At 67.1% G+C, this 20,179-nt stretch carries 19 protein-coding genes; 6 read left to right on the top strand and 13 right to left on the bottom strand.

What is annotated here, in order from left to right:
- Window positions 1–17: 17 nt before the first annotated feature.
- The 4 genes from FRCN3DRAFT_RS0203475 to FRCN3DRAFT_RS0203460 form a co-directional block, all read right to left on the bottom strand.
- A complete protein-coding gene (locus FRCN3DRAFT_RS0203475; RefSeq protein ID WP_007508765.1) occupies window positions 18–1,730 on the bottom strand; it encodes a replication initiator in 1,713 nt (570 codons plus the stop codon).
- Window positions 1,727–3,391: an FtsK/SpoIIIE domain-containing protein gene (locus tag FRCN3DRAFT_RS42440; RefSeq protein ID WP_007508766.1), complete on the bottom strand. Its 1,665-nt coding sequence runs from the start codon at window positions 3,389–3,391 to the stop codon at window positions 1,727–1,729. The genes FRCN3DRAFT_RS0203475 and FRCN3DRAFT_RS42440 overlap by 4 nt, the downstream gene beginning before the upstream one ends.
- Before the next feature lie 128 nt (window positions 3,392–3,519).
- Window positions 3,520–3,837, bottom strand: a complete 318-nt coding sequence (locus FRCN3DRAFT_RS0203465) for a hypothetical protein (protein ID WP_007508767.1) — start codon at window positions 3,835–3,837, stop codon at window positions 3,520–3,522.
- On the bottom strand, window positions 3,834–4,244 hold the full coding sequence (locus tag FRCN3DRAFT_RS0203460; RefSeq protein WP_007508768.1) for a hypothetical protein: 411 nt from the start codon (window positions 4,242–4,244) through the stop codon (window positions 3,834–3,836). The genes FRCN3DRAFT_RS0203465 and FRCN3DRAFT_RS0203460 overlap by 4 nt, the downstream gene beginning before the upstream one ends.
- 189 nt (window positions 4,245–4,433) lie before the next feature.
- On the opposite strand from FRCN3DRAFT_RS0203460, the gene FRCN3DRAFT_RS49110 reads away from it, so the two are divergent.
- Window positions 4,434–4,838 (top strand): helix-turn-helix domain-containing protein, encoded by a 405-nt coding sequence (locus tag FRCN3DRAFT_RS49110; protein ID WP_007508769.1) that lies wholly within the window; start codon window positions 4,434–4,436, stop codon window positions 4,836–4,838.
- Window positions 4,839–4,962: 124 nt separating this feature from the next.
- Here FRCN3DRAFT_RS49110 and FRCN3DRAFT_RS0203450 read toward each other — a convergent pair whose 3' ends face one another.
- On the bottom strand, window positions 4,963–5,460 hold the full coding sequence (locus tag FRCN3DRAFT_RS0203450) for a hypothetical protein (RefSeq protein WP_007508770.1): 498 nt from the start codon (window positions 5,458–5,460) through the stop codon (window positions 4,963–4,965).
- 199 nt (window positions 5,461–5,659) lie between these two features.
- Between FRCN3DRAFT_RS0203450 and FRCN3DRAFT_RS0203445 the strand changes: the two genes are divergently transcribed.
- Window positions 5,660–7,084, top strand: coding sequence for a helix-turn-helix domain-containing protein (locus FRCN3DRAFT_RS0203445; RefSeq protein WP_007508771.1), 1,425 nt, complete (start codon window positions 5,660–5,662; stop codon window positions 7,082–7,084).
- A gap of 38 nt (window positions 7,085–7,122) precedes the next feature.
- On the opposite strand, the gene FRCN3DRAFT_RS0203440 is transcribed toward FRCN3DRAFT_RS0203445, so the two are convergent.
- The 3 genes from FRCN3DRAFT_RS0203440 to FRCN3DRAFT_RS50975 form a co-directional block, all read right to left on the bottom strand.
- Complete coding sequence (locus tag FRCN3DRAFT_RS0203440) at window positions 7,123–7,389, bottom strand: hypothetical protein (RefSeq protein ID WP_027140208.1); 267 nt, start codon at window positions 7,387–7,389, stop codon at window positions 7,123–7,125.
- A gap of 16 nt (window positions 7,390–7,405) precedes the next feature.
- Window positions 7,406–8,287 (bottom strand): phosphotransferase family protein, encoded by an 882-nt coding sequence (locus tag FRCN3DRAFT_RS0203435; protein WP_027140207.1) that lies wholly within the window; start codon window positions 8,285–8,287, stop codon window positions 7,406–7,408.
- A gap of 363 nt (window positions 8,288–8,650) precedes the next feature.
- The gene (locus tag FRCN3DRAFT_RS50975) at window positions 8,651–9,358 is read right to left on the bottom strand and encodes a restriction endonuclease (protein WP_106410125.1); all 708 of its coding nucleotides are present in this window, start codon (window positions 9,356–9,358) and stop codon (window positions 8,651–8,653) included.
- Window positions 9,359–9,679: 321 nt separating this feature from the next.
- On the opposite strand from FRCN3DRAFT_RS50975, the gene FRCN3DRAFT_RS53830 reads away from it, so the two are divergent.
- Window positions 9,680–10,813, top strand: a complete 1,134-nt coding sequence (locus FRCN3DRAFT_RS53830; protein WP_157845172.1) for a hypothetical protein — start codon at window positions 9,680–9,682, stop codon at window positions 10,811–10,813.
- Between the two features lie 425 nt (window positions 10,814–11,238).
- Window positions 11,239–11,739 carry a hypothetical protein gene (locus FRCN3DRAFT_RS53825; protein ID WP_157845171.1) on the top strand — a complete coding sequence of 167 codons (501 nt, stop codon included), beginning with the start codon at window positions 11,239–11,241 and terminating at the stop codon, window positions 11,737–11,739.
- 815 nt (window positions 11,740–12,554) lie between these two features.
- On the opposite strand, the gene FRCN3DRAFT_RS0203430 is transcribed toward FRCN3DRAFT_RS53825, so the two are convergent.
- A complete protein-coding gene (locus tag FRCN3DRAFT_RS0203430) occupies window positions 12,555–13,865 on the bottom strand; it encodes a hypothetical protein (protein ID WP_035924284.1) in 1,311 nt (436 codons plus the stop codon).
- 640 nt (window positions 13,866–14,505) lie between these two features.
- Between FRCN3DRAFT_RS0203430 and FRCN3DRAFT_RS0203425 the strand changes: the two genes are divergently transcribed.
- A complete protein-coding gene (locus FRCN3DRAFT_RS0203425; protein ID WP_007508780.1) occupies window positions 14,506–16,308 on the top strand; it encodes an AfsR/SARP family transcriptional regulator in 1,803 nt (600 codons plus the stop codon).
- A gap of 20 nt (window positions 16,309–16,328) precedes the next feature.
- Here FRCN3DRAFT_RS0203425 and FRCN3DRAFT_RS54770 read toward each other — a convergent pair whose 3' ends face one another.
- On the bottom strand, window positions 16,329–16,595 hold the full coding sequence (locus FRCN3DRAFT_RS54770; RefSeq protein ID WP_007508782.1) for a hypothetical protein: 267 nt from the start codon (window positions 16,593–16,595) through the stop codon (window positions 16,329–16,331).
- A gap of 833 nt (window positions 16,596–17,428) precedes the next feature.
- On the opposite strand from FRCN3DRAFT_RS54770, the gene FRCN3DRAFT_RS0203415 reads away from it, so the two are divergent.
- Window positions 17,429–17,995: an HAD domain-containing protein gene (locus FRCN3DRAFT_RS0203415; RefSeq protein ID WP_035926064.1), complete on the top strand. Its 567-nt coding sequence runs from the start codon at window positions 17,429–17,431 to the stop codon at window positions 17,993–17,995.
- Window positions 17,996–18,153: 158 nt separating this feature from the next.
- On the opposite strand, the gene FRCN3DRAFT_RS0203410 is transcribed toward FRCN3DRAFT_RS0203415, so the two are convergent.
- From FRCN3DRAFT_RS0203410 to FRCN3DRAFT_RS0203400, 3 genes are all read right to left on the bottom strand, one after another.
- A complete protein-coding gene (locus FRCN3DRAFT_RS0203410; RefSeq protein ID WP_007508786.1) occupies window positions 18,154–18,648 on the bottom strand; it encodes a DUF1877 family protein in 495 nt (164 codons plus the stop codon).
- A gap of 273 nt (window positions 18,649–18,921) precedes the next feature.
- On the bottom strand, window positions 18,922–19,188 hold the full coding sequence (locus tag FRCN3DRAFT_RS42430) for a hypothetical protein (RefSeq protein WP_198535933.1): 267 nt from the start codon (window positions 19,186–19,188) through the stop codon (window positions 18,922–18,924).
- A gap of 278 nt (window positions 19,189–19,466) precedes the next feature.
- A complete protein-coding gene (locus tag FRCN3DRAFT_RS0203400; protein WP_007508792.1) occupies window positions 19,467–20,171 on the bottom strand; it encodes a hypothetical protein in 705 nt (234 codons plus the stop codon).
- Window positions 20,172–20,179: the final 8 nt, after the last annotated feature.

Raw genomic sequence — 20,179 nt, 5'->3', positions numbered from 1 at the left:
TCGGAGCGGATGGCGGGTCAGGCCGCGGACGGCCGGTCTCGGCCCGGGGGTCCGGTCGCGTCCGGGGGTATCAACTGCGCGCGCCAGCGTTGCCGGTTCGCGATCGCGCGCAAGATCAGATGTTCGCGTCGGGGCGCATCCTGGTCGCCGGGCCGGACCAGTTCCCAGGCCAGCCGTGGCGCGTTCGCCGAGTTGGCGACCGGCTGCTCTGCCGGACTGCCGTCGTCGGGCCGGTGGCCGAGGGCTTCGAGCTGGGCGCGGACGAAGTCGATCCGGTCGGCTTTGTGGTCGCCGAGGGTCTTGCCGGACCACTTGCGGGAGACCAGGACCCGCCGGCCGCCGAAGCCGAGCGTTTCCCGCCGGTGGGTCTTGCCCTTGCACCGGCCGGGAGCGAGGCCGGGCCGGGCGTTCTTCGGCGCGATCCCGTGCAGGAGCCAGTTCGCGCAGATCGGCGAGCACGGCTCATAGCGCAGCGCCGCCGCCAGCCGGTCGACGTGTGCCCGCTGGCGGTCCGTCTCGACCGCGTGGCAGCCATCCAACGATTTGGTCAGGTACTTGGTCAGATAGCCGATCAACTTCCCGGCGGTCTCGCCGTTGGCGGTGACGCCGTCCGCGCGGATCTGCGGCCCGAACCGGACGACATGGGCTGGTTCGTCGTCCGGGCCGATGGCATTGAGCGCGTCATCCCATGAGACCAGCTCTGCCCCGGTGACCGGATCGACGTAGCTGCCCGTCTGCTCGTCCCACGTAGGCAGATCAGGACCGTCCGGCGCGTATGCGGGCGTGCCGGTAGCCGGCCACCACACCTGGTGGTAGGTCGCGGCCGCGACCTGGCGCAGCACGATGCGGGGAACGGTTCCGCGGAACGCGGCGTGTAGGTGCGGGGCGAGCCGTCGCTGTGGTTCCAGGACCGCGAAGTACTGGACGTCCCAGCCCACAGCGCGGCGCAGGTTCTGCCAGAACCGATCGATCAGTTTCGCGAAGTGAATCGCGTCCCGCGCCGCCCGCCGGTAGTCGTACGAATCCGGATCGACGGGTGTGCCGTCGGTTAGGACGCGGCCGTAGGTGTCGCAGGTGAGGGTGAGGAACATCGAGGGCCGCCAGGTCGTGCCGTCCGGGGCGGTGTAGGTGCGGCCGATGGTGCGCTTGTCGACGGGTAGCCGAGGCAGGTCCGCGGCGTCCTGTCGCCGCCGGGTCGAGCGGATCCGTCGTGGCCGTTCCCGGTTGTCCGGCGCTGTCTTGCCGCGTACGCCGAGCTCGGCGAGGGCCTCGTCGACATGACCGATCACTCCGTCGATGTCGGCGACGTTGGCCGCGTCGCCGGCTTGCTCGGACTCTTTGCGGAGGGCTTCGAGATCGGCGCGCAGCCGGCAGAGGTCCTTGGCTTCGTCCGACGGCGGATCAGGGTCGGGCAGCGGTTCGTCGTCGAGGTGCCATCCGCTCCTGCACTGCGCCATCCGCAGCCGCCGCGCCCGCTCCGCACACGGCGGGCATTTGCTCGCGAGGGTGGCGCCGCAGGGTGCGGGGATGAGGGTGGTCTCGCCGGTGTCGAGGTCGACGCGGCGTAGCGCCACCGGCCGCACGCATACGCCCTCTTCGACGGCGACTGCTTCGACGACGTGGCGGGCGAGTGGCTGGCGCATCCGGGCCAGCCGTGAACCAGGCCTCGGCTCCTCGGTCGATGGACTGGCCGCGCCGGGGTCGGTGTCGTCGTGGTCCACGGTGGTCATTGGTCGGTCCACGGGTCGCCGTACTCGGTCAGGTCGGGAACCCAGCCGTCTGCCCGACCGCGGGGAGCGGGGCGCCGGCCGCGCACCTTGGGCCGTGACCACGAGAGCCGTCGCCGCCGGACCGGCGGGTCGAGGCCGAGGACGTCGCCGAAGCCGCGCGCCCGGAGGATCTCCACCACGTCCGGCCAGACGGCGGGCGCTGGTAGCTGCGGACGCACAGGCATGGCCGGCAGTTCTGGTATCCAGCCGGTGGCCGGGACGCGGTAACGGTCGACGGTCCGGCGGATTTCCGCGTCATCGGGAAAGGACGCGCGGACCCGGATCGGTTCGGCGCCGCCGTCCTCGGCGACGTAGCCCGTGCCCTGCTGGCCGGGTGGGATGTCTTCGCAGCGGGCGCCCTTCTCGTGCGCGCCGGCGCCGAGGACCAGGTCGACCTGATCGGCTTCGACCAGGCGCAGCGCGACCCGGACCGGGAACAGGTCGCGGAACGGCAGCGTCTCCTTGCGCGGGTCCTGGACCGCGGCCACCACGACCACGCCCGGCGCCCGTCCCTGCGACAGCAGCAGTGGCAGCGAGGCCGACAGTCGCTTCTTGAGATCGCGGTCGGTCGCGTAGGCGGTGAGTGCGGCGATCTCGTCGACGACGACCACGATCAGCGGGTCGCCCACGGTCGGCACATGGAGCCGGGACACACCCCGCAGCCCGTCGGCGCGGGACTGCATGCGGGCTACCGCGTCGTCGAGGAGGTCGGCGATGGAGGGCAGGTCGTAGGCGAACCGGGCGAACATCGGCGCCCCCGCGGCCATCTCCATCCCGCCCTTGGGGTCGCAGACCCACAGTTCGGCGAGTCCGGCGGAGACGGCCGGGCCGAGGGCGCGGATCAGTGACCACAGCACCGAGCCCTTGCCCGACCCGGTGGCACCGGCGACCAGAACATGGGAGCCGCGCAGCGGCAGCAGCCACGGCGCGCCGTCCTCCCGCCGGCCGAGCGGCAGGCTCTCGAGATCACCCGGAGCGTTCGGCCCATCGAGCGGCGCCGGGGGCACGACGGTGTCCAGCGGGTCGCGGCGGTAGAAGTCGACCCAGACGAACCCGACCCGCTCCGCACGGACCCGGCACGCCCGCGCCCGGTAGATGTGCCGCAGCGCCTCCGCCTGCTCCGCCCAGACGTCGGGAGTCTGGCCGGGTAGCAGTTCCACCCGCAGCGACTCCACCGCGACCGAGGCGCGGAAGCCGCGGATACGGGGGAAGTACTCGTCAAAGGTCACCCGCTCCGCGTTGGAGGCGGGGATCTGGATCGCCAGGCCGCAATGCACGGTCGCCGCCCGCCACTTGCGGCGGTAGACGGCCACGAACCGGAGCCGGCCCCAGGTCCACCGGGCCGCCCGGTCGAACGAGCACCGATGCACCAGCCGCCAGACGATCGCGACCGTCAGCACCGCGCCGGCCAGCGCGGCCAGGCCGAGCAAGCCCGTGCTCCGGTAGAACGCGGTCAGGATGACCAGGACGGCGACGGTGAACGGGTGTCGCACGAGCAGCATCGCGAACCGGCCGCACAGCCGGGCCGCGAGGCCGACGAGCACCATCCACAGCGGTACACGGATCGTGTCGTGGCGCGCGGGTAGGGACGGGATGCGGCGGTCCCCGTTGATTCTTGGCATGACGAATACCACCCGTTTCACGGCAGGGCAAAGCCAGGGCAAGGAAACGTGAGAAAAGAGGGCAGGCCCCGAGGCGCCGACGCCGATTCAGACCGGCGCCCCGGGAAACCCGCGATAAAACGCGGCTATCAGGCCGCGCGCGACATCGACGGAACCGCCGCCGAAGCCGGGCCGGACGTTTCGCCGGCCTCGGTGGCGCTCGGGGTTGCGGTGAAAAGCTGGCAGTTCTCGGCGAACCGGGCCGCCGCGTCCGCCAGGTCCCGAGCGAACCGCATCGCGGTCGAGTCGAGGTCCGTCGTCGACAGCGCGATCGTGACCGTGACGTCCCCGGTCGACAGCGTCAGGATCGGCGACCGGTCGTCATAGGTGTAGACGGAGACCGACGCCCCAGCGCAGACCGCCAGATGCGCCGACAGACGCGTCGGTGACGTGCGCTTGCTGCTCACGCCGCCGCCTGGGTGCGCCGAGCCGGCAGCGGGGTAGCCGGCCGCAGGCCCGAGGCCCGCAGCGCGAACATCTGCCGCGGCCGCGACCCGTTCGTGTCCACCCACGGGATCACCAGCACCCCGACCAGCTCCACCGGCCGAAACGGCGTGCCCGGGATCGGGTCCGGTGGCACCGGCGCCACCTCCGCCGCGATCTTCACCTTCAGCTCCGCCGTCCGCGCCGTCGGATCCGCATCCATGATCCGAACCACCCACAGGCGAACGCCGGTCTCCTTGTCGAGCTCCTGCGGATCCGGCGCGCCCGCCCGCATCTTCTCGAAGTCGTTCGACGGCTCCACACCGAGCACGTACGCACCGTTCGGGAACACGTCCCCGAACGCCACCGGAATCCTGCGAGGAATCGCCACCGCGCCACACCTCCGTGGAGTCACCCGCGCCCGGACGTTCCGGGCGCCTTCGGTGATACGGACACGATGCGCCGCTCGCCGAGCGCTCGTCGAGCGGGTATCCAATGGTTGGATAGCGCCGTTGGATGAAATGCAGGTAGTAAGGTCGCGTTGTTCTCGCCTAAGCCCGGAAACGATATTGTTTGCTTTGTGGTAAAGAACGGGGAGCGGCCGGTACGCACGCCGCGCGAGGACTGGCGGGCCGTCGCGCAGGCGCTCAATGCCCGGATGACCGCCCGCAGAGTCGGTCAACAGGAACTTGCGGACCTGGCCGGAGTGTCGGTCGCGACGCTGCGCGTGTTGCAGCACGGAGCCGGCCGCCGCCGCGTCCAGGACGCCACGCTGGCCGCAGTCTGCCGCGCGCTGGACTGGCCAGCCGACCATCTGCTGTCAGTCCTGCTCGGTCAACCCGCGCCGGGAGCCACCTCCGCGCCGAGCACGTCCGCCGAGGACGCGTTCGCCGGTCTGGTCGAGGGCCAGGCCAAGATCCTTGCCGTCCTGCTCCGCATCGAGCAGCGGATCGACGGCATTGCTCGTCATCTCACGTCGGCGTAGGCACCACCAGGACGACAGCCAGCCCCCGACCAGCGGCGAAGCGCCGATCTCCCGGAAACAGCGAGGGCCGAACCCACGAGGCATTGCCCGCAGGTCCGGCCCGTCAGCCGTCCGACGCCAGGTCCTATGACGCCACCGGCACCGCGTTCCCGCCGCTCCGCCGACCGCGCATCCCTGTCAGCGCCCGCCGCATTGCACTGAGCGCGTCCGCCTGCCCGGCCGCGAACGCGGCCCGCTCCGAAGACGTCATGAACCGCTCACCACCGAGACATGCGTCGGAGCTGTCCGAGCCGACCAGCATCCCGCCGTTGCTGACGACGCGGCCCGCGATCGCGTCGAGCAGTTCCCGCCGTGACCGAGGCTCACCCGCCGGCCGGTAGACGAGGACCAGGTCGACATCCCCGAACGCCTCGACGAACGCCAGACCCGTCGGAAGCCGGGCGATCTGCTCGTACAACTCCGCCAGGTCCGAGCCTGAGCCGACGACGAGCGCCCAGTCGTCCCCGGCCCACGGCCGCGCGGAGACGCCGCCCTCAGCGTCAGGAACACCCGCAGGTCGTTGCTCGCCGTCGACCGGCATCGCGGTGCCGCCGTCCTCTTGTTCCGTCGGGTCACCTGTCATTCGTGATCCTCCTGTCCTGCTGGTCATGGCTCGATCACCCGCCCTACGTGCGCGAACAGCCGCAGGACGGGCATGACGGCCAGCCTTGTGCCGCCCGGCCGGCACGAACAGGTACGCGAATGGATACCGACCGTGGATAATGCGACAAACAGTGCAGGCCCGAACACGCGTCGGCCCGCCGCACCAAGGAGCCGTGACCATGACTCCACATCGCGACGCCCCCAAGCCCCCGCCCGAGCTGTGGGACCGCCCCGACATGGCGAAGGCCTTGGCAGAGCGCGACATGGGCCAGGTGCTGAAGATCTACCAGCAGTGGACCGGCGCCCCCCAGACCCAGCTAGCCCGCATGATCGGCGTCGGCCAGCCCACCATCAGCGGGATCATGCAGGGCAAGCGCCGCGTGGAGACCCTGGCGCTCTTCGAGCGCTTCGCGAGCGGTCTCGGCATCCCGCCCGGACGCCTCGGACTCGCCGACCCGAACCAGACCACCACGCCCGCACAGCCGACGTTCACCCTGCCCGAGGTCCCCACCGCACGGCCGCGCGTTGAGAACACCGTCGACTTCCTGTCCACGCTGTGGCACGCCGATCTCGACCAGCCGAACGAGCAGGCCGCGCCCGACTCGACGATGTGGCCGGAAGCCGCGCTGGACTGGCTGTTGCACACCGGCCCCCGCGCGCCCCGCCAACCCAGCTCCGACCGCCGGGTCGGCATCCCGGACATCACCGCTGTGCAGGCGACGACCGCGATGTTCGCCGGCCTGGACAACCGGTACGGCGGAGGCCACGCCCGCCACGGTCTGATCAGTTTCCTGTCCGGCGACGTCGCTACCCTGCTCCGCGGCCGGTACGACGCCGCGACGGGGGAGCGGCTGTTCTCTACCGTTGCCGAGTCGATGCTGTTGGCCGGATGGATGGCATACGACGCCGGAACCCACGGGCTGGCACAGCGCTACCTCGTGCAGGCCCTGCACCTTGCTGAGCACGCCAACGACCGCCGACTCGCTGGTAGCGTCCTGTCCGCGATGAGCCACCAGGCCACGTTCCTTGGGGACTTCCACCAGGCGGCGTGTCTCGCGCGTACGGCCGTGGTCGGTACGAGGGACGTGGCCACGGCGACGATGACCGCCCAGTTCCATGCGATGGAAGCCCGCGCCCACGCTGGGAACCGCGACGCCGCCGCCTGCGACGCTTCCCTGTCCGCGGCCGAGGCCGCGTTCTCCCGTCGCAACCCGGATGACGACCCCGAGTGGATCACCTACTTCGACGAGGCCGAGCTGTCAGCCGAGTTCGGCCACTGCTTCCGCGACCTCGGCCGAGCCGCCGGCGCCCGCGCCTGGGCTGGCCGCTCCGTCGAAGCCAGCAGTGACGGCACTTTCGCCCGTTCCGACTTCTTCGCTGCCATGGTGCTGGCCGACGCCCACCTCGACCACGGCGATCCCGAGCCCGCCTGCACTGTCGCTCTCCAGGCGTTGAGCATCGGCGACCAGCTCAAGTCAGCCCGCTGCGCCCAGTACGTCACCGAGTTCCGCGGCCGACTCGCCAAGGTCGGTCGCGCATCGATCGCCCGCCGCTTTACCGAACAGGCCGCCGAACACCGCCTCTGGCAGCCCGCTACCGCCTGACGCCCGATCGCCGACTCCGCGGTCGTTTCCCTGCGCCGCTAACGGTGCTGTGCCTCGGATGAGGCGGGAGTCGCGTTGGTTACCAGCCGGCGGACAGCCTCGACGATCTCCCGATCACTGGCGACGCTCAGCACCGTGATTCCCTGAGGGCCAGGCCCACGGTGCAGGAGCCGCAACGCTACGCAGAGGTGTGCGCGAAGATCGCCGAGTTCACGGCGAAGCGCGTCGCGCTCGGCTCGAATCTCGCTCAGCTCGTCGGTGCTGTTCTCCGTCATCTCGCCGCCTCGGCCAGACTGCTCGATCATCGCTGTCGCGCCACCTTCAGAGCGGAGCCCAATCCCGCCGACTCCCACCCGAGCGCAGGGCAGCCATCCGCTTCGCGAACTCTCCCGCCGCACGAGGCTCTGCGCCGACGTTCTGACCGACCCAGATCACCATCGTCGTTTCCCGAACGTCCCGCAGAACGGGGTACCCGTCCCAGGCCATGACGTCGAAGCCGTAGCAGTCGACGAACGCCCGGTACTCGTCGGCGCTGTGCCAGCCGTAGGAGTCGGCGTACATCGCGGTCAGGAGCAGGTCCCATTCCCGCGGACCGCGCGCGAAGCCGTCCAGGTCGATCAGCACCGCTCGCCCGGACTCGTCGCGCAGCACGTTCCCGACGTTCGCGTCCCCGTGGACCGGCCCCACCGGCAGGGCGAACGACAGCCCGGCGTACCTCTCCCGAAGCTCCGCCACCCGGTCGAGCAGGAACCGCCGATCCTCGTCCGCGACCCCGGTCGAAGCGCGGATACGAGCGTCGGCCCGTGCGAACGGATCGAGGTCCGGGAGTACCAGGCCGACCGGCGCGACCAACCCGTGCAGTCGCCGGAGAATCTCCGCTAGCTCGACGGCGGAGCCGTAGTCGTCGCCGGTTCCAGCCGCCGCCCAGAACGTCACTACCCGACCGTCGACCACGAGCGGCTGAGCGGCGGCCACGCGAGCCGTCTGGACCACGGGCACCCCGCCAGCGGTCAGCCACTCCGAGACGACCAGCTCTCGCCGCGCCGCTTCGAGGTACGCCACCGACCGCCCGATCCGAACGACGACAGGCGCCGCAGCAAGTCGGAACACCGCGTGCTCGCCAAGCCTCATCAGCCCCGCGTCGCCCGGGTCGAGCCATGCAAGGCCGCAGGCGTCTACAAGGACACGACGGGCCGCAGCCACATCGAGCGAAGCCGCCGACGCCTGCCCGTTCGCACGCCCGTCATCGGCTCCAGCCACCCGCCGAACGCTAGCCGACCGCTCGTCAACGCGTAGCCCAGACGAGCGAACCTCCAGCTCAGCGCACACATCACCGTGCCGTCATCCGCTCGCCGACCGAACGGGTACGCCACCAGGTCCGCAGGTTGCCGAATTACTCGATTTGGAGATCAAGAGGCTTCGCCGCGCCGCGCGGCGGATGCGCGCGGCGCTGGCGCGCCGTGCTCCCCGGCGCGTCGCAGCACTCGCACCGATGAGGATCATCGTACAGGCCGGGACGATAACGGCACCGACCCTCAGAATCGGCGCGATAAACCAAGCAGGTAGCTAACCTTCCAGAGCCGACTCGGCGGCATCTAGCTTTTTCTCAAGATCAGAAATTATGTTATCGACGAAGTCTGCGACCTCTATAGGGTTAGTCGTAGAAGCGAACAACTTCGGCCGACCCATCATCAAAATTGCCTCAAATTGATCCGGCGCAGAACCTGTCAATGCTGAATTGACTGCATGCCGCGCAGCGCGAAGAACCTCATCACCACTGTACCCGTAGTGCATCAAGACTTCCCGGCGCAGTCCCTGTTCGATACGAAATTCCTTACCGAGAGAGAAATACCGCTCGCGACACGAGCTGATACGATCTTGAAGTTCACGCAAGCGGGCTCGGCCGATATCATCGCTCGCGCTGATCCTTAATTCTGCGAGCGATGTCGTCCGAACATTTGTAAGACGGGCCGCCTCGAGCGCCCCACTCTGGAACCCGCTCTCCGCCAGTATTATTCCACGATCCGCGCCAACGTCTGACACGATCTCGCGGAGCGCAAGAACATGCAGTTTCGTAATTGGGGAGTTCCATTGCTTGCATTCGACTAGCCACAATGTCTCGAACCCCAAATGGTGTGAGCGAACGACCACATCGACGTCGTGAAAGGTTCTGACGCCGTGCAGGCGTACATCCGTTTCGGCGCTCAGGCCGATTTTTCGGAAGAATTTTGCGGCCTCTTCTTGGTAGTCGCGCCAGGTCGCCACGCCACTCATTATGACGTACCAGCCAGGTGATGTGGACTCTAGCGCACGGCAACGGCGTGGACGAGCGGTGATGCCACGACTGTCGTGAGACCTGTGACCTACACAAGTCGGCGGTGGCGGACGACGGAGCTGATCATGTGGTATTCCTCCAGCCGCGAGCTTCGAGCCCATCCCGACCCGCTGGCCATGCCTGGTCGCCGGTCCCGATGGATGGCGGCACCCTACCCGATGGCATCGATTCGTATTACTGAATGCGACGCAAGATGCGGACAGTGTGACGCTCAATGTACTGTCGCCTTCGGTACGCTGCTCAGGTAAAGGTCTACCTACTTGCAGCAGGTGGACCGGCCCGCGTTGACGGATGGAGGGGCGACGGTGGTTATGACGAGCCTATGGACGTACCGGATTTTCAGGTCGGCCGAGACCTATAAAGATCTGCCGCAATTGTTGGATGGCATCTCGTTCAAACACGAACACCGCCATGTAAGCGTCACAGTTGGAGAGGTGCCAGACGAGATCCTTGGGGCTAAGTGTTCTGCTCTCTATTTCCTGGGCCGTCTCTCCGATCCGAAAAAGGTGGAATCTGACTACAGTGCGCCGGATGATTGGAGAACGAAAGGACGGATCTATGTATGCATAAAGGTGGAAGAACGCTCGGACATTTCTGTCGGGAGTGGGAAGGATGAATCTGAAGACTGGTGGTTCGATTTCGATTCGGCGAGACGAGCGGCTGACTCCAGCCGCGAGGCTCGGAACCGAACCCTTGACCTAGCTACAGGTGTCCTCGCTGGCCTACTTGGCCCAGAAATCCTCTCTGAGTTTATCGAAGAATCTGGGATACTTGTGCGGTGCGGGCCGAATGTTTCTCGCCCCATCCCGTTGTTCTCAGTAGGCCAAGCCAGGGTGTCAGTTCAAAAACCTTTCGAGAGCCTTGACTTAGGAGATCTAAAGTCCGTTCAAAGTTACTTCCCGAAGAGCGGCAAGAGTCCAGCATCTTCAATCGGTCGATGGATATCTCTCGTGCTGGGCGAACGGGATCCATTCAAACGATTGATGTGGGCTTATGCCGGAATTGATATGTGTGTAAACAAGGTTCTCGGTTCCATTCGAGGTGATATCGCCGAAAGGATTAGATTCGAGGATGAAGGTGGGTCTATTCTTTCTGGCTTGGCGGTCCGAGAGCTGATCTGGCCGCTCCCATCTGACAGTTCGGGCAATCCGGCCCGCGACCCAGATCGGGGAATCATATTCAAGTTTGCGGCGGTCGCGCTGACATTCTTTCCGAAGACTGCCAATGAGGATATCGAGAAATTTAAAGAAGTCAACAAGTATCGAAATGGTGTTCACGGAACCGGGGAGTTTGATGCGGACGGCCCAGTGGAAGTCGCTGTGGAATTGTTCGTTCGATATGCCCCTGAGGTGATTCGTCGTCTTACTGGCATGGATCGATCCGAACCGGCGTAGAAGGGTCATACCTCAACTGCGCCACCCTCAAGATCAGTCAGTTCGCTTGCTCAAGATAGCCGTTGGCGCATCTGGTACAGCCATCCGTACAGCCAAGCCCGCGGACACCGGTCAACCCCGGCGGACGGCGGTGGACGCGGGCGGGACTGTAACTAGGATCGACGGACGAGCGTGGACGTCAGCGGACTAGCTGGGCCGATCTTGTAATCGGTGGGTTGGAGGTTCGAGTCTCGTTGGCTCTATCTCTACTAGGGTTGCAATGCGGCGCAGGTGGTTCGAGACCGTTTTACACTACCGACGCTAGGCATTCAGAACGCTGTGGCGCCGTCCAGTTTCGCCCCGCCAGCATGGAGACCGCCTCTTTCCTATGGTATTAGGTTCAAAGTCATCGCGCGTCGTAGGCGCACGCCGCTTAGCATATGTTCATGACACCGGTTGCAGAGTACGTCCCCGCCTGGATTCAGGCATTCGGCGTTACCGCTGGATTTGCCGGAATATATCTGCAACAGCAAAAAAACAGGGCGGACACCGAAAAAGACAGGTCTGAAAAGCTTGAAGCTCAAAAAATTCAAGCTCGACTCGTTTCGGTAGTGTTCACGGCCCCCTGGGACTACGATGGACACTGGGGAGCGACTTCTATCCAAATAAATAATGAGACATCTCCATACCCGCTCTTTGAGGTAACTATTTCGCTGATTGCTACGCCACCTGGTCACTCCGCGCAGCGGTCCGAGATCAATTTTCCGAGCATTTCGGCTGGCGAGATTGCGGATCGAACACCGGAGGGCATCTTTCCGATCAAGGGTCTTACAAATAGAGATTGGAACTATTCTTGGGTGATGCGTTTTACCGACTTCTACGGAAAAAGGTGGATTAAGGATAGTAGTGGAATGCTGCGTGAAGAGCACTCAAAACTCAAGCGTTGAATCCGGTGCGGATGCAATTTTTGTTATCGCGGCGGCGGGTCGAAGGGTGGTATGATCATTCGTGCGGCCAAACCTGTGAATACCGGCCGATGTCGGCGGGCTACGGTGGAACCATGTAAGGCACCGGCGGACTGTAAAGATGTCGGTAAACATCCAGGGTGGAATAAGAAAATCTTGTAACCGGGAGGTCGGAAATCTCCGGCGGAGGCTTCAAGTCCTGTTGCGGGGCCTTGGGTGGCTGGGAGGACGGTTGCAGCCAAACTCGTGGACGACTGCGGACGAGCACCGCGCTCGGCGGACTGATCTGTGTCCGCAACCAGCATCAGCGGACGTCGGTGGACGAGGCATGGAAGATCTCATAATCTCCTGGTCGATCAGACCGCTGTCATGCCTTACGCTTTGATCGTCCTCGCCCAAGGTGCGGAGGCTCCGGATGACCGCACCCACGACTAGGAGAGGGTGGCAGCCCGTTCGAGTCGGGCCGAGTCCGGGGGACGCCACCGCCTCGTGCCGCGGCGTCCCCAAGCCACCCGAAGGTCAGTCGCCAGTGCGGCGTGAGGTCGCCGAGTTGACGCTGACAGCCAAAGTGACAGGCGAGCCGATGGACGCTTGCGGACAACTGTGGACCGCGATGGAGCCGCCCGGGTCGACGACCTGCACCGGCGGACCGCTGTGGACGTCCGTGGATGATCCAGATCAAACTATGGATCAAGTGCTCGGGTTGAGTCCGTCCGAGCGCGAGGCGGATCGCCGGTCATGGGGGCTTGTTCGCGGGGATCGATCCCTACCGGCACGGCTCTTCGCTGGGCCGGCCGTCATAGTCGGCGTGCTACGGCGTGCTTGACGTCGTCGTCCTCGATGGGGTCGTCGCGCAGAAGAGTCAGCAGGCTCCGCACGTTGTCGGTGAGCGGGATGTTCTCGGCGGCTAGCTGTCTTACCTCCGGCTCGCAGTCGAAAAGGTAGGCCGGCAGGTTGTTCAGCGTGTGCTGCCAGTCCAGAAGGAGCAGGCTGCGCAGGTAACTGGGCCGTTCATAGGAATGTGGCGAGGCGATGGCCAGCCAGCGCAGCCGGCGCACGAGCAGGGCGCGGGTGTCCGTCTGCGCGTTCGGTGGCAAGGCCGCGACGATCCGGGTGAGGCCCGCGGTCAGTTGGTCGTAGCCGCACCACTGGTCGGCGAGGCGGTCGAGTGCGGTCAGGAGAGTCGGGATGTCCTGTTCGTCACCGTGTTCGGCGAGGAGATCCGGGGCGTCGTGGAACAGGGGGTGGTCGGAGTCGGCGGCCCAGGTTCGGGCGGCTGGGACCACGAGCGGTCCGAGTGTGTGCAGCGCGCGGGTGAGGCCCGGGGCCCGAGCGGCTCTCAGCTGCTCGACCAGTTCGAGCAATTCCGGTACGGCATGGCCGCGGCGGCGAATCTGCCGCAGCGCCATTGCGAGGGTGCCGCGATCTGTGTCCGGTGCCCGTAGGAGGTCGATCAGATCGGCGTCGGACGTTTCAGTAAGATCGTTCCCGGTGGCTGGGCTGTCGCAGCGGTTGGGCAGGGCGTCGTCGAGGCGGGCATCGAGGCTGGGGTCGCGGCCACGCCAATGTCGCCAAGGCTTGCCGCTGGGAAACAGGTGCGTGGTGTCGTCGAGGTCAAGGCGGGCAGCGGCGGCCTCCCAAAGATCGTCCCACCACTCGACGGGCCATTCCTCGCTGATGACCTCTAGCACCTCGACCCAGCGGAGCCCGTCGCGGACGTAGCCACGCAGCGCCTCGCTGGCCTGCGCGTTGCCCGCGCGGGCCAGCGTCTCGAGGATCCCGACCGTGAGACGAAACTGGTTGTCGTCGTTGGTCGGATCCCGGTGTGGCCAGGGGCGGTCGGGGCCGCAGGCGCGGAGCTGCGCGATCAGCGGAGCCAGATCGAGGCGTAGGTCACGCAGCAGCCGGGCTAGATAACCGCGTCGATTGTCGACCTGCCAGTCCCAACGGGTATCCCGGCTGGTGCACTCGTAGACTATTTGCGCATGTTCAGGCTGGCCACGCAGTCGAACTACCGCGATGCCGTGACCTCGTTGCAGCTCACCGAGCAGGCTGCGGTACGACGCGTAATGCCAGGCTGGTGGAATGTCCTCGGCTTCGATGCTCATCGCGGCAAGCATGGGGGTCAATCGGGCAGTCGCTCCACCAGTTTTCGCCAACCTGGGGCCGATCCGGTCCGTCCTGGCAACGTTCCGTGACGAACGTCCGACCGGCCGCCGTACTGCATTCGTACTGCAACGGGGGTGGACGCCAGCGGACGTCGGTGGACGTCGCCGAGGCCGTGACCTGGACCGGTGGACGTCTGCGGACGTCCGTGGACCGGCCGCCGAGGTCTACGGATCAGAAGGTTGGGGGTTCGAGTCCCTCCGAGCGCACGTCTGGTCGAGACAGGTCAGAGCCCCGCAGCAGCCGCAAGGCAGCGCGGGGCTCTGGACTTTCCGGGGTCCGTACTGCAGTTCGCGTTCCTCCGCCAGTCACCCGGCGCGACGCCCGCCTCGCGGCCGAAGGCCGGGTTCACGGCGTCCGTCCGGAGACCAATCTGGCGGCGATCTGCTGCAGGCCCGGCGAGGCTGGGCGTGACCCTGACCTGCGGCGAGAGTATGCACGAATCCATCTTTGGAGTACCTCGGCGCATCGCCCCCGTCGAGAGTGCGCCAGCTGATGCCGTTGCGGGCTGGCGTCGTTTCTGTCACCGGCCGGACATGGCGGCGGGCTGACGGGCGTGGTCCAAGGCTGGACCATAGGTCCGTGGGCACTCTTCATATCCGGTTGATCGGGCAGCCGGTGATCGAGCGGGGCGGCCGGACCGTCCTCCCACCGCGTGGGCGCAGGGCGTGGGCGCTGCTGGGCTATTTGCTGCTGGCGGAGCGTCCACCGGGCCGGCGGCACCTGGCGGACCTGCTGTTCGGCACCGCGGAGGACCCTCTCGGCGCGCTGCGCTGGTCGCTGAGCGAGCTGCGCCGCGCTCTCGGCCAGTCTGACGCTTTCCAGGGCAACCCGATCAGTACCCAGCTCACCGGTCGCGTGTCGGTCGACGTGGACCTGCTCGCCGCGGAGCCAGCCGACCCCGCCGTGCTCCTGGAATTGGGCGGGGAACTGCTGGAGAACGTCGAGCTCCAGGACCGTCCGGCGTTCCAGGCGTGGCTGCTGGCGGAGCGTCACCGGGTGGTCGCCCGACACGAGGCGCTGCTGCGCTCGGTGGCGTCGGCCCGGCTGGCTGATGGGCTGGGTGAGGAGGCTGTCCGGTACGCCTCGGCCGCGGTGGCCCGAAACCCGCTGGTCGAGGGCAACCACGAACTGCTCGTGCGCGGTCTGGTCGCGATCGGTAGTCACGCGGCGGCCCGGCGGCAGGCCGATGCCTGCGAGGCGCTGCTGCGCCGTGAGCTGGGATCCGAACCGTCCCCGGCTCTGCGAGCCGCGCTGGCGCCGGCCGTCGTCGCTCCGGCGGTCTCCCTCGCCCTTCCCCGAGGAAGCCACCGGACCGCCGCCGTGAGCCTGCTGCGAGCAGGGCAGGCGGCCGCGAGCGCCGGCGCCGTCGCCACCGGACTGGGCCACCTGCGCCAGGCCGCCGCCGAGGCGGCTCTTGGCCGGGACCGAGCGCTGCGAGCGCAGGTACTCACCGCGCTCGGCACCGCGCTGCACCGGGCAGATAAGGCCGTCGCGGCCCTGCGCGAGGCGGCGGAACTGGCCGAGGTCTCCGGCGACCGGTCCACCGCGTCGGCCGCCTACCGGGAGTTGGGGCTCATCGACGTCCGGGCCGGGCTGAACGCGAGCGCGCGCACCTGGCTGGCCAGCGCGCGGGAACTGGCGGAAACGGACGCGGAGCGGGCCGCGGTTCTCGGCCTGCTCGGCTGGGCGGCCACCGAGCTCGCCGACTACCGCGCCGCGTTCGCCTGCCTCGACGAGTCCTTGGAGCTCGCCCGGTCGGCCGGCGATTCCCGGCAGCAGGCGTGGACCTGCGCCTACCTGGGCCGGGTGCATCTGCTGCGGGCTGACGGCGCCGAGGCCGCCGCGACGCTGGCCCGGTCGCTGGAACTCGTCCGCGAGCAGCGGTGGATTCCGTTCCTGCCGTTCCCGCTGGCGCTTCGGGCCGAGGTTGATCTGCGCGCCGGCGAGGTAGACCGTGCGGCCGACGGATTCGAGCAGGCGTGGCTGACGGCGTCCCAGACCGGTGACCCCTGTTGGCAGGAACTCGCGGCCCGCGGGCTGGGGCTGGTGTTCGCCGGCGTCGGCGACGAGGCCGCCGCGCGTGCCTGGTTTCACCAGGCGGCCCGCCTGCACCAGCCGCGGGACAGCTCGCTGTGGGTCCATGGGCTGGCGCTGAACGCCACCATCGCCGACGCGCTCCTGCGCTGCGACGAGCCGCGTGCCGCGAGGCTGACCCATGAGCTCGCCGAGCTCGCGCGGGGCGCCGGAATGCGCGAACTGCTCGCCTATGCCCACCTGCACCGCTACCGGCTTGGTGACTCGGCCGCGCTGCCCGAGGCTCGGCGGCTCGCCGCCGAGATCGACAACCCCGCGCTCACCGCCCAGCTCACGACCGCGGCCTGAGCCCCAACTGGCTCAGTTGGTCACCGCCGTCCAGCGCTGCTGCTGCGGGGAGTCACCGCCGTCGGGTGCACGTCCGGGGCCTGCGAGGGCGGCACCTCGACCGCCCGGCGCGGCGTGTGAGGGAGGACGTCGATGCACTTCTCGGGCAGCGCGATCGCGCAGTGCCCGGCGCGGTTCTTCGTCGACCCGACGATGAGCCCCTGCACGCCGCGGACGAGGGTCACCTGAAGTTCGGCGAGGAGGGTGCCCGCGCTCTCGCTGAAGTCAGGCCGGCGTAACGCTGGCACTTCCTTACGAACCTTCTGCGGCTGTGGGACGCTCGCAGCGTGAGAAGCCGCGGAGGACGGACCCGCGATCTAGTGAGCTCCGCGGGACCTCCCGCGGGTCGGCATCGCGAGCGACCAAGGCGCCGGACGCCTGCCGAATTGCTTAGCGATGACCTCAAGAAGATGATAGGGCCTCGTGCGATAGCGCGGTTTCTTCGGGCTCACCCGGCACTCATTCTTCGTTGGATGCTGTACCTCGCCGTAGCTTACGGCGCTGTCGCTCTAATTCTTTGGCCCCTTGAGGAGCTGAAGATTCTAGAAGGCAATTTGGCGCCGCCGGCAATTTTTGCGAGTTCGGTTTTTGGGGCACACCTGCATCGCCTAATGATGCAGGAAGCGGACGAAGACGTACGATCCGAGGAAGGCACCTCTCCAGTAGGGGACCAGCCACCTCCGGCGGGCCGGCGCGGCGACTAGAGGGCGAGCTACGTGCCACCTTGGACCATACGGTGCCGACAGTCAAGTTCGCGAATGACGACGGACGAAAGTAGACGTACGCGGATGCCGCCGGCGGCGCGACCTGGACCAGGCGACCGTTGCATACACTCACGGACGGACGTAAGTCATCTTGAAATTTCTCAGTGCTGACTCTCGTTGAAAATGCCTGTGGCCGCTCTCGCCCGCGGATCGTGTGCCTCCTCAACGACTTCCTGACCGCCAACGTCGCCGTCTGACCGAGCCGGCGCGCCAGGGCCGACTCCCTGGGAGCGAGAGCCTGGCTGATGCAGATCGGAGCCCGAGCCACGGCCTACCGCTCGGGGCTTCAACGCATCGATCAGCCCTATGGTGTGAGCGTGGACAGCTCCGTAGGCGAGCCGCTGATCTTCCTTGATGTGGACGGGCCACTCATTCCCTTCGGCGCCCCGGCGGGCACCTATCCGAGCCAGGGACCCGGCTGCGGATCAGCGTCATCGGGGGCGAACCCGCTGCTTGCGAGGATCGACTCCGGCCACGGGCCCCGGCTGGCGGCCCTGCCGGGTGAGCTTGTCTGGGCCACCACGTGGATGGCCGACGCCAACGACTACGTCGCGCCGCGGCTCGGACTGCCTGAACTGGCCGTCGTGACGTGGCCGGAACCGTCCGAATTCGATGCATGGGATGAACACAACGGCCTGCACTGGAAAACCCGCGCCCTGGTCACCTGGGCTGCAGGCCGCCCGTTCGCCTGGGTCGACGACGAGATCACCTCCCCCGACCGGACGTGGGTCACGGCACACCATCGAGGACCGGCCCTGCTCCACCGAGTCGACCCCGGCCACGGCCTGACCGACGCCGACTTCAGCACCCTCCACCGATGGCTCACCTGGGTAGCACCAGCGCCCGCGCAGGCCCCGGATCTACATCATGAGAGCGGGCGCTAGGGGCCCATCGGCGGTCGCGGCACTCGGGCAAGGAGAAGTGGGCGGCCCGCCGAGGACTTCGGCTGGATGCTTCGGGGCCGCCGTGGGAACTCGTCCGATGAGTGGTAACTTCACACCTGGTGGGCCTGAGCTGTAACGCAGGCCTTTTGCATGCTTGGTCAGTCGAGCCAGACCAGTACCGCGTGGCCGGCCGCGGCTGCTCCCTGGAAGAAGGCCGTCAGGGGAATGAAATAGTCACGCCCCCATTCTAGGGAGTCCGCGGAGTTCGCGCTTTGGGGGTAAATGTCGGCATTGGCGATTTCTGAGGGGGTGACCGTCCGAATCAGCTGGTCATAGGTGGTCTGCTGCAGGATCTCTGCCGCTAGCCTGACCCGCTCCACTGACAGATACCGTGGAGGTCCATAACCCCAGTCTTCATCTTCGGCGAAGCATTCCTCGCCGTGGATGATATCTACGGGGAAAGATGATCGCCGCAACAAAAATGCGAGCAGACCCCATGTCTTGTAGGTACTGAAATGTAGTGCCTCAGCTGGCGTTGGCTTGCTCTCGTCCTGTGAATCGCGAACCGTCTCGGCGAGATCGAGTGCCCATTCGGGATCCTTGACGGCCTGGTCCAGCTGGCTCGGTGTGACTCGCAGGTACTCCCCGATCATGCTCACGGCGACAGGGTACGGGACGGTCGGATCGGCTCTACATACCCCTGGCGAGTCCCAGCTTCTGTGAGGCTCCTGGACGATCGGCTGGTACAGCCAAGCCCGCGGGCACCGACGGATGAGCGCCGCCGGCGGACGTGGGCAGGACCGTGACCAGGTATGGCGGACGACTGCCGACCTCCGCGGATCACCCTGGACGATCTCCCGACCGGGCGGCCGCGATGTGTGGTCGGCCCTACGATCAGCGCACGGCGTGCGCCGGCCGGCGGGGACTTAATCCGTAGGTTCAGCGCCGCGGTCTTCGTCGGCGCGTTCGTAATAGACCGTGATCGAGTGCCAGTCGCCGTCGGCCGTGACCTCGGTATGCATCATCAGGTCCTGAACGTCAACCTCGCCCAGTGCATCAATCGAGTCAGCGACCCGCCGGAGCAGGGCGCTTATGTCACCCTGACCAGCGCCCTTGGGATTCGATTGTGAGAAGTGGTATACGGACCAGGGGTCCCGAGGATCATGCTGACGCGCCACCGGATATTCCGTCAACAGATCTTCTGCCTTCCATCATCGACTACCAACCATGCGGCAAGTCCCTGCCCGACGTCGCGCAACCTGCTAAACAGCCTTGCCCGTACTGCTGCTGAACCGTAACGGGAGCATCGTGACCATGATAACTGGCGACATGGTGAGCCCGAGCGCTTCGGGCAGCCAGGTTTGCAGCCAATCCGGCGGAAGACCGCGGACGGCCATCGCGTGATCCTTTTCGAGAACGACCAAGAACTCGAGAAGGAGGAAACACGTGATGGCCGTGCGGCCGGGGACTCTCAGTCCTGGGAGCCGCCGAAGGCCGTCCGGACCTTGTCGGTCGCCCGCTCGGCGGCCCGGGCGATCTTCTGGGTGAACGGATGCTTGGCCTGGGTGATGGCGGTCCGGGTCAGCGTCCGCGTGGCCCAGTCGACGTGTTCACGAACCACCGGAGCCAAGGCGGCGACGGCGTCGCTCATCACGGCGCGGGCCTGGCCGTCGTCCGCCTCGCGAGTCAGTTCCTGGAGCAGGTCCACGTTCGCGGCGCATAGCTGCGCTGCGCTCAGGTAGGCCTGCAGTCCGGCCTGCTCGAAGGTGAGCGGGTCGGCCGATCCGCTGAGCAGCAGCGCCTCGATCGCCTTGGTGTCGAGGCTCTCGGTCGCCCGGCCGGCGGGGCTGGCGTACTGGTGGCTCCCGCCCAGCTGACCGATCAGCGTCTCCCAGACGCCGACGGCGCGCAGTGTCTCTCCCTCGAGATCCGCGTAGCGCGCGCGCAGGGCCGGGTTGTCGGACCGGGCATGCAGGGTGCGCACGAGGTTGATGCCCATCCGTTCGTGGGTGACGAACGCGGACAGCTGGTCGGCCAGGAATGGTCCGTTCAGGCCGCTGTCCGCGGCGAAGTCGGTGTAGCGGTCCTCGGCGACCTCCCGTTCCGGAAGGACGGTGACCATCGGTCCTGGCCTGATGGTGGCTCCGGTCTCAGGGCGGACGGCGGTGATCGGCATGGCTGCTC

The sequence above is a fragment of the Pseudofrankia saprophytica genome, assembly GCF_000235425.2.
Classification (GTDB): domain Bacteria; phylum Actinomycetota; class Actinomycetes; order Frankiales; family Frankiaceae; genus Pseudofrankia; species Pseudofrankia saprophytica.
This window is presented reverse-complemented; position numbering and strand designations above follow the sequence as displayed.

Excerpts from the sequence above, each read along its gene's own strand:
- FRCN3DRAFT_RS0203400 (WP_007508792.1), bottom strand. The coding sequence starts at position 20,171 with ATGCCGATCACCGCCGTCCGCCCTGAGACCGGAGCCACCATCAGGCCA.
- FRCN3DRAFT_RS53825 (WP_157845171.1), top strand. The coding sequence starts at position 11,239 with ATGACACCGGTTGCAGAGTACGTCCCCGCCTGGATTCAGGCATTCGGC.
- FRCN3DRAFT_RS0203475 (WP_007508765.1), bottom strand. The coding sequence starts at position 1,730 with ATGACCACCGTGGACCACGACGACACCGACCCCGGCGCGGCCAGTCCA.
- FRCN3DRAFT_RS42440 (WP_007508766.1), bottom strand. The coding sequence starts at position 3,391 with ATGCCAAGAATCAACGGGGACCGCCGCATCCCGTCCCTACCCGCGCGC.
- FRCN3DRAFT_RS0203450 (WP_007508770.1), bottom strand. The coding sequence starts at position 5,460 with ATGACAGGTGACCCGACGGAACAAGAGGACGGCGGCACCGCGATGCCG.
- FRCN3DRAFT_RS0203430 (WP_035924284.1), bottom strand. The coding sequence starts at position 13,865 with ATGAGCATCGAAGCCGAGGACATTCCACCAGCCTGGCATTACGCGTCG.
- FRCN3DRAFT_RS0203410 (WP_007508786.1), bottom strand. The coding sequence starts at position 18,648 with ATGATCGGGGAGTACCTGCGAGTCACACCGAGCCAGCTGGACCAGGCC.
- FRCN3DRAFT_RS50975 (WP_106410125.1), bottom strand. The coding sequence starts at position 9,358 with ATGAGTGGCGTGGCGACCTGGCGCGACTACCAAGAAGAGGCCGCAAAA.
- FRCN3DRAFT_RS0203440 (WP_027140208.1), bottom strand. The coding sequence starts at position 7,389 with ATGATCGAGCAGTCTGGCCGAGGCGGCGAGATGACGGAGAACAGCACC.
- FRCN3DRAFT_RS0203445 (WP_007508771.1), top strand. The coding sequence starts at position 5,660 with ATGACTCCACATCGCGACGCCCCCAAGCCCCCGCCCGAGCTGTGGGAC.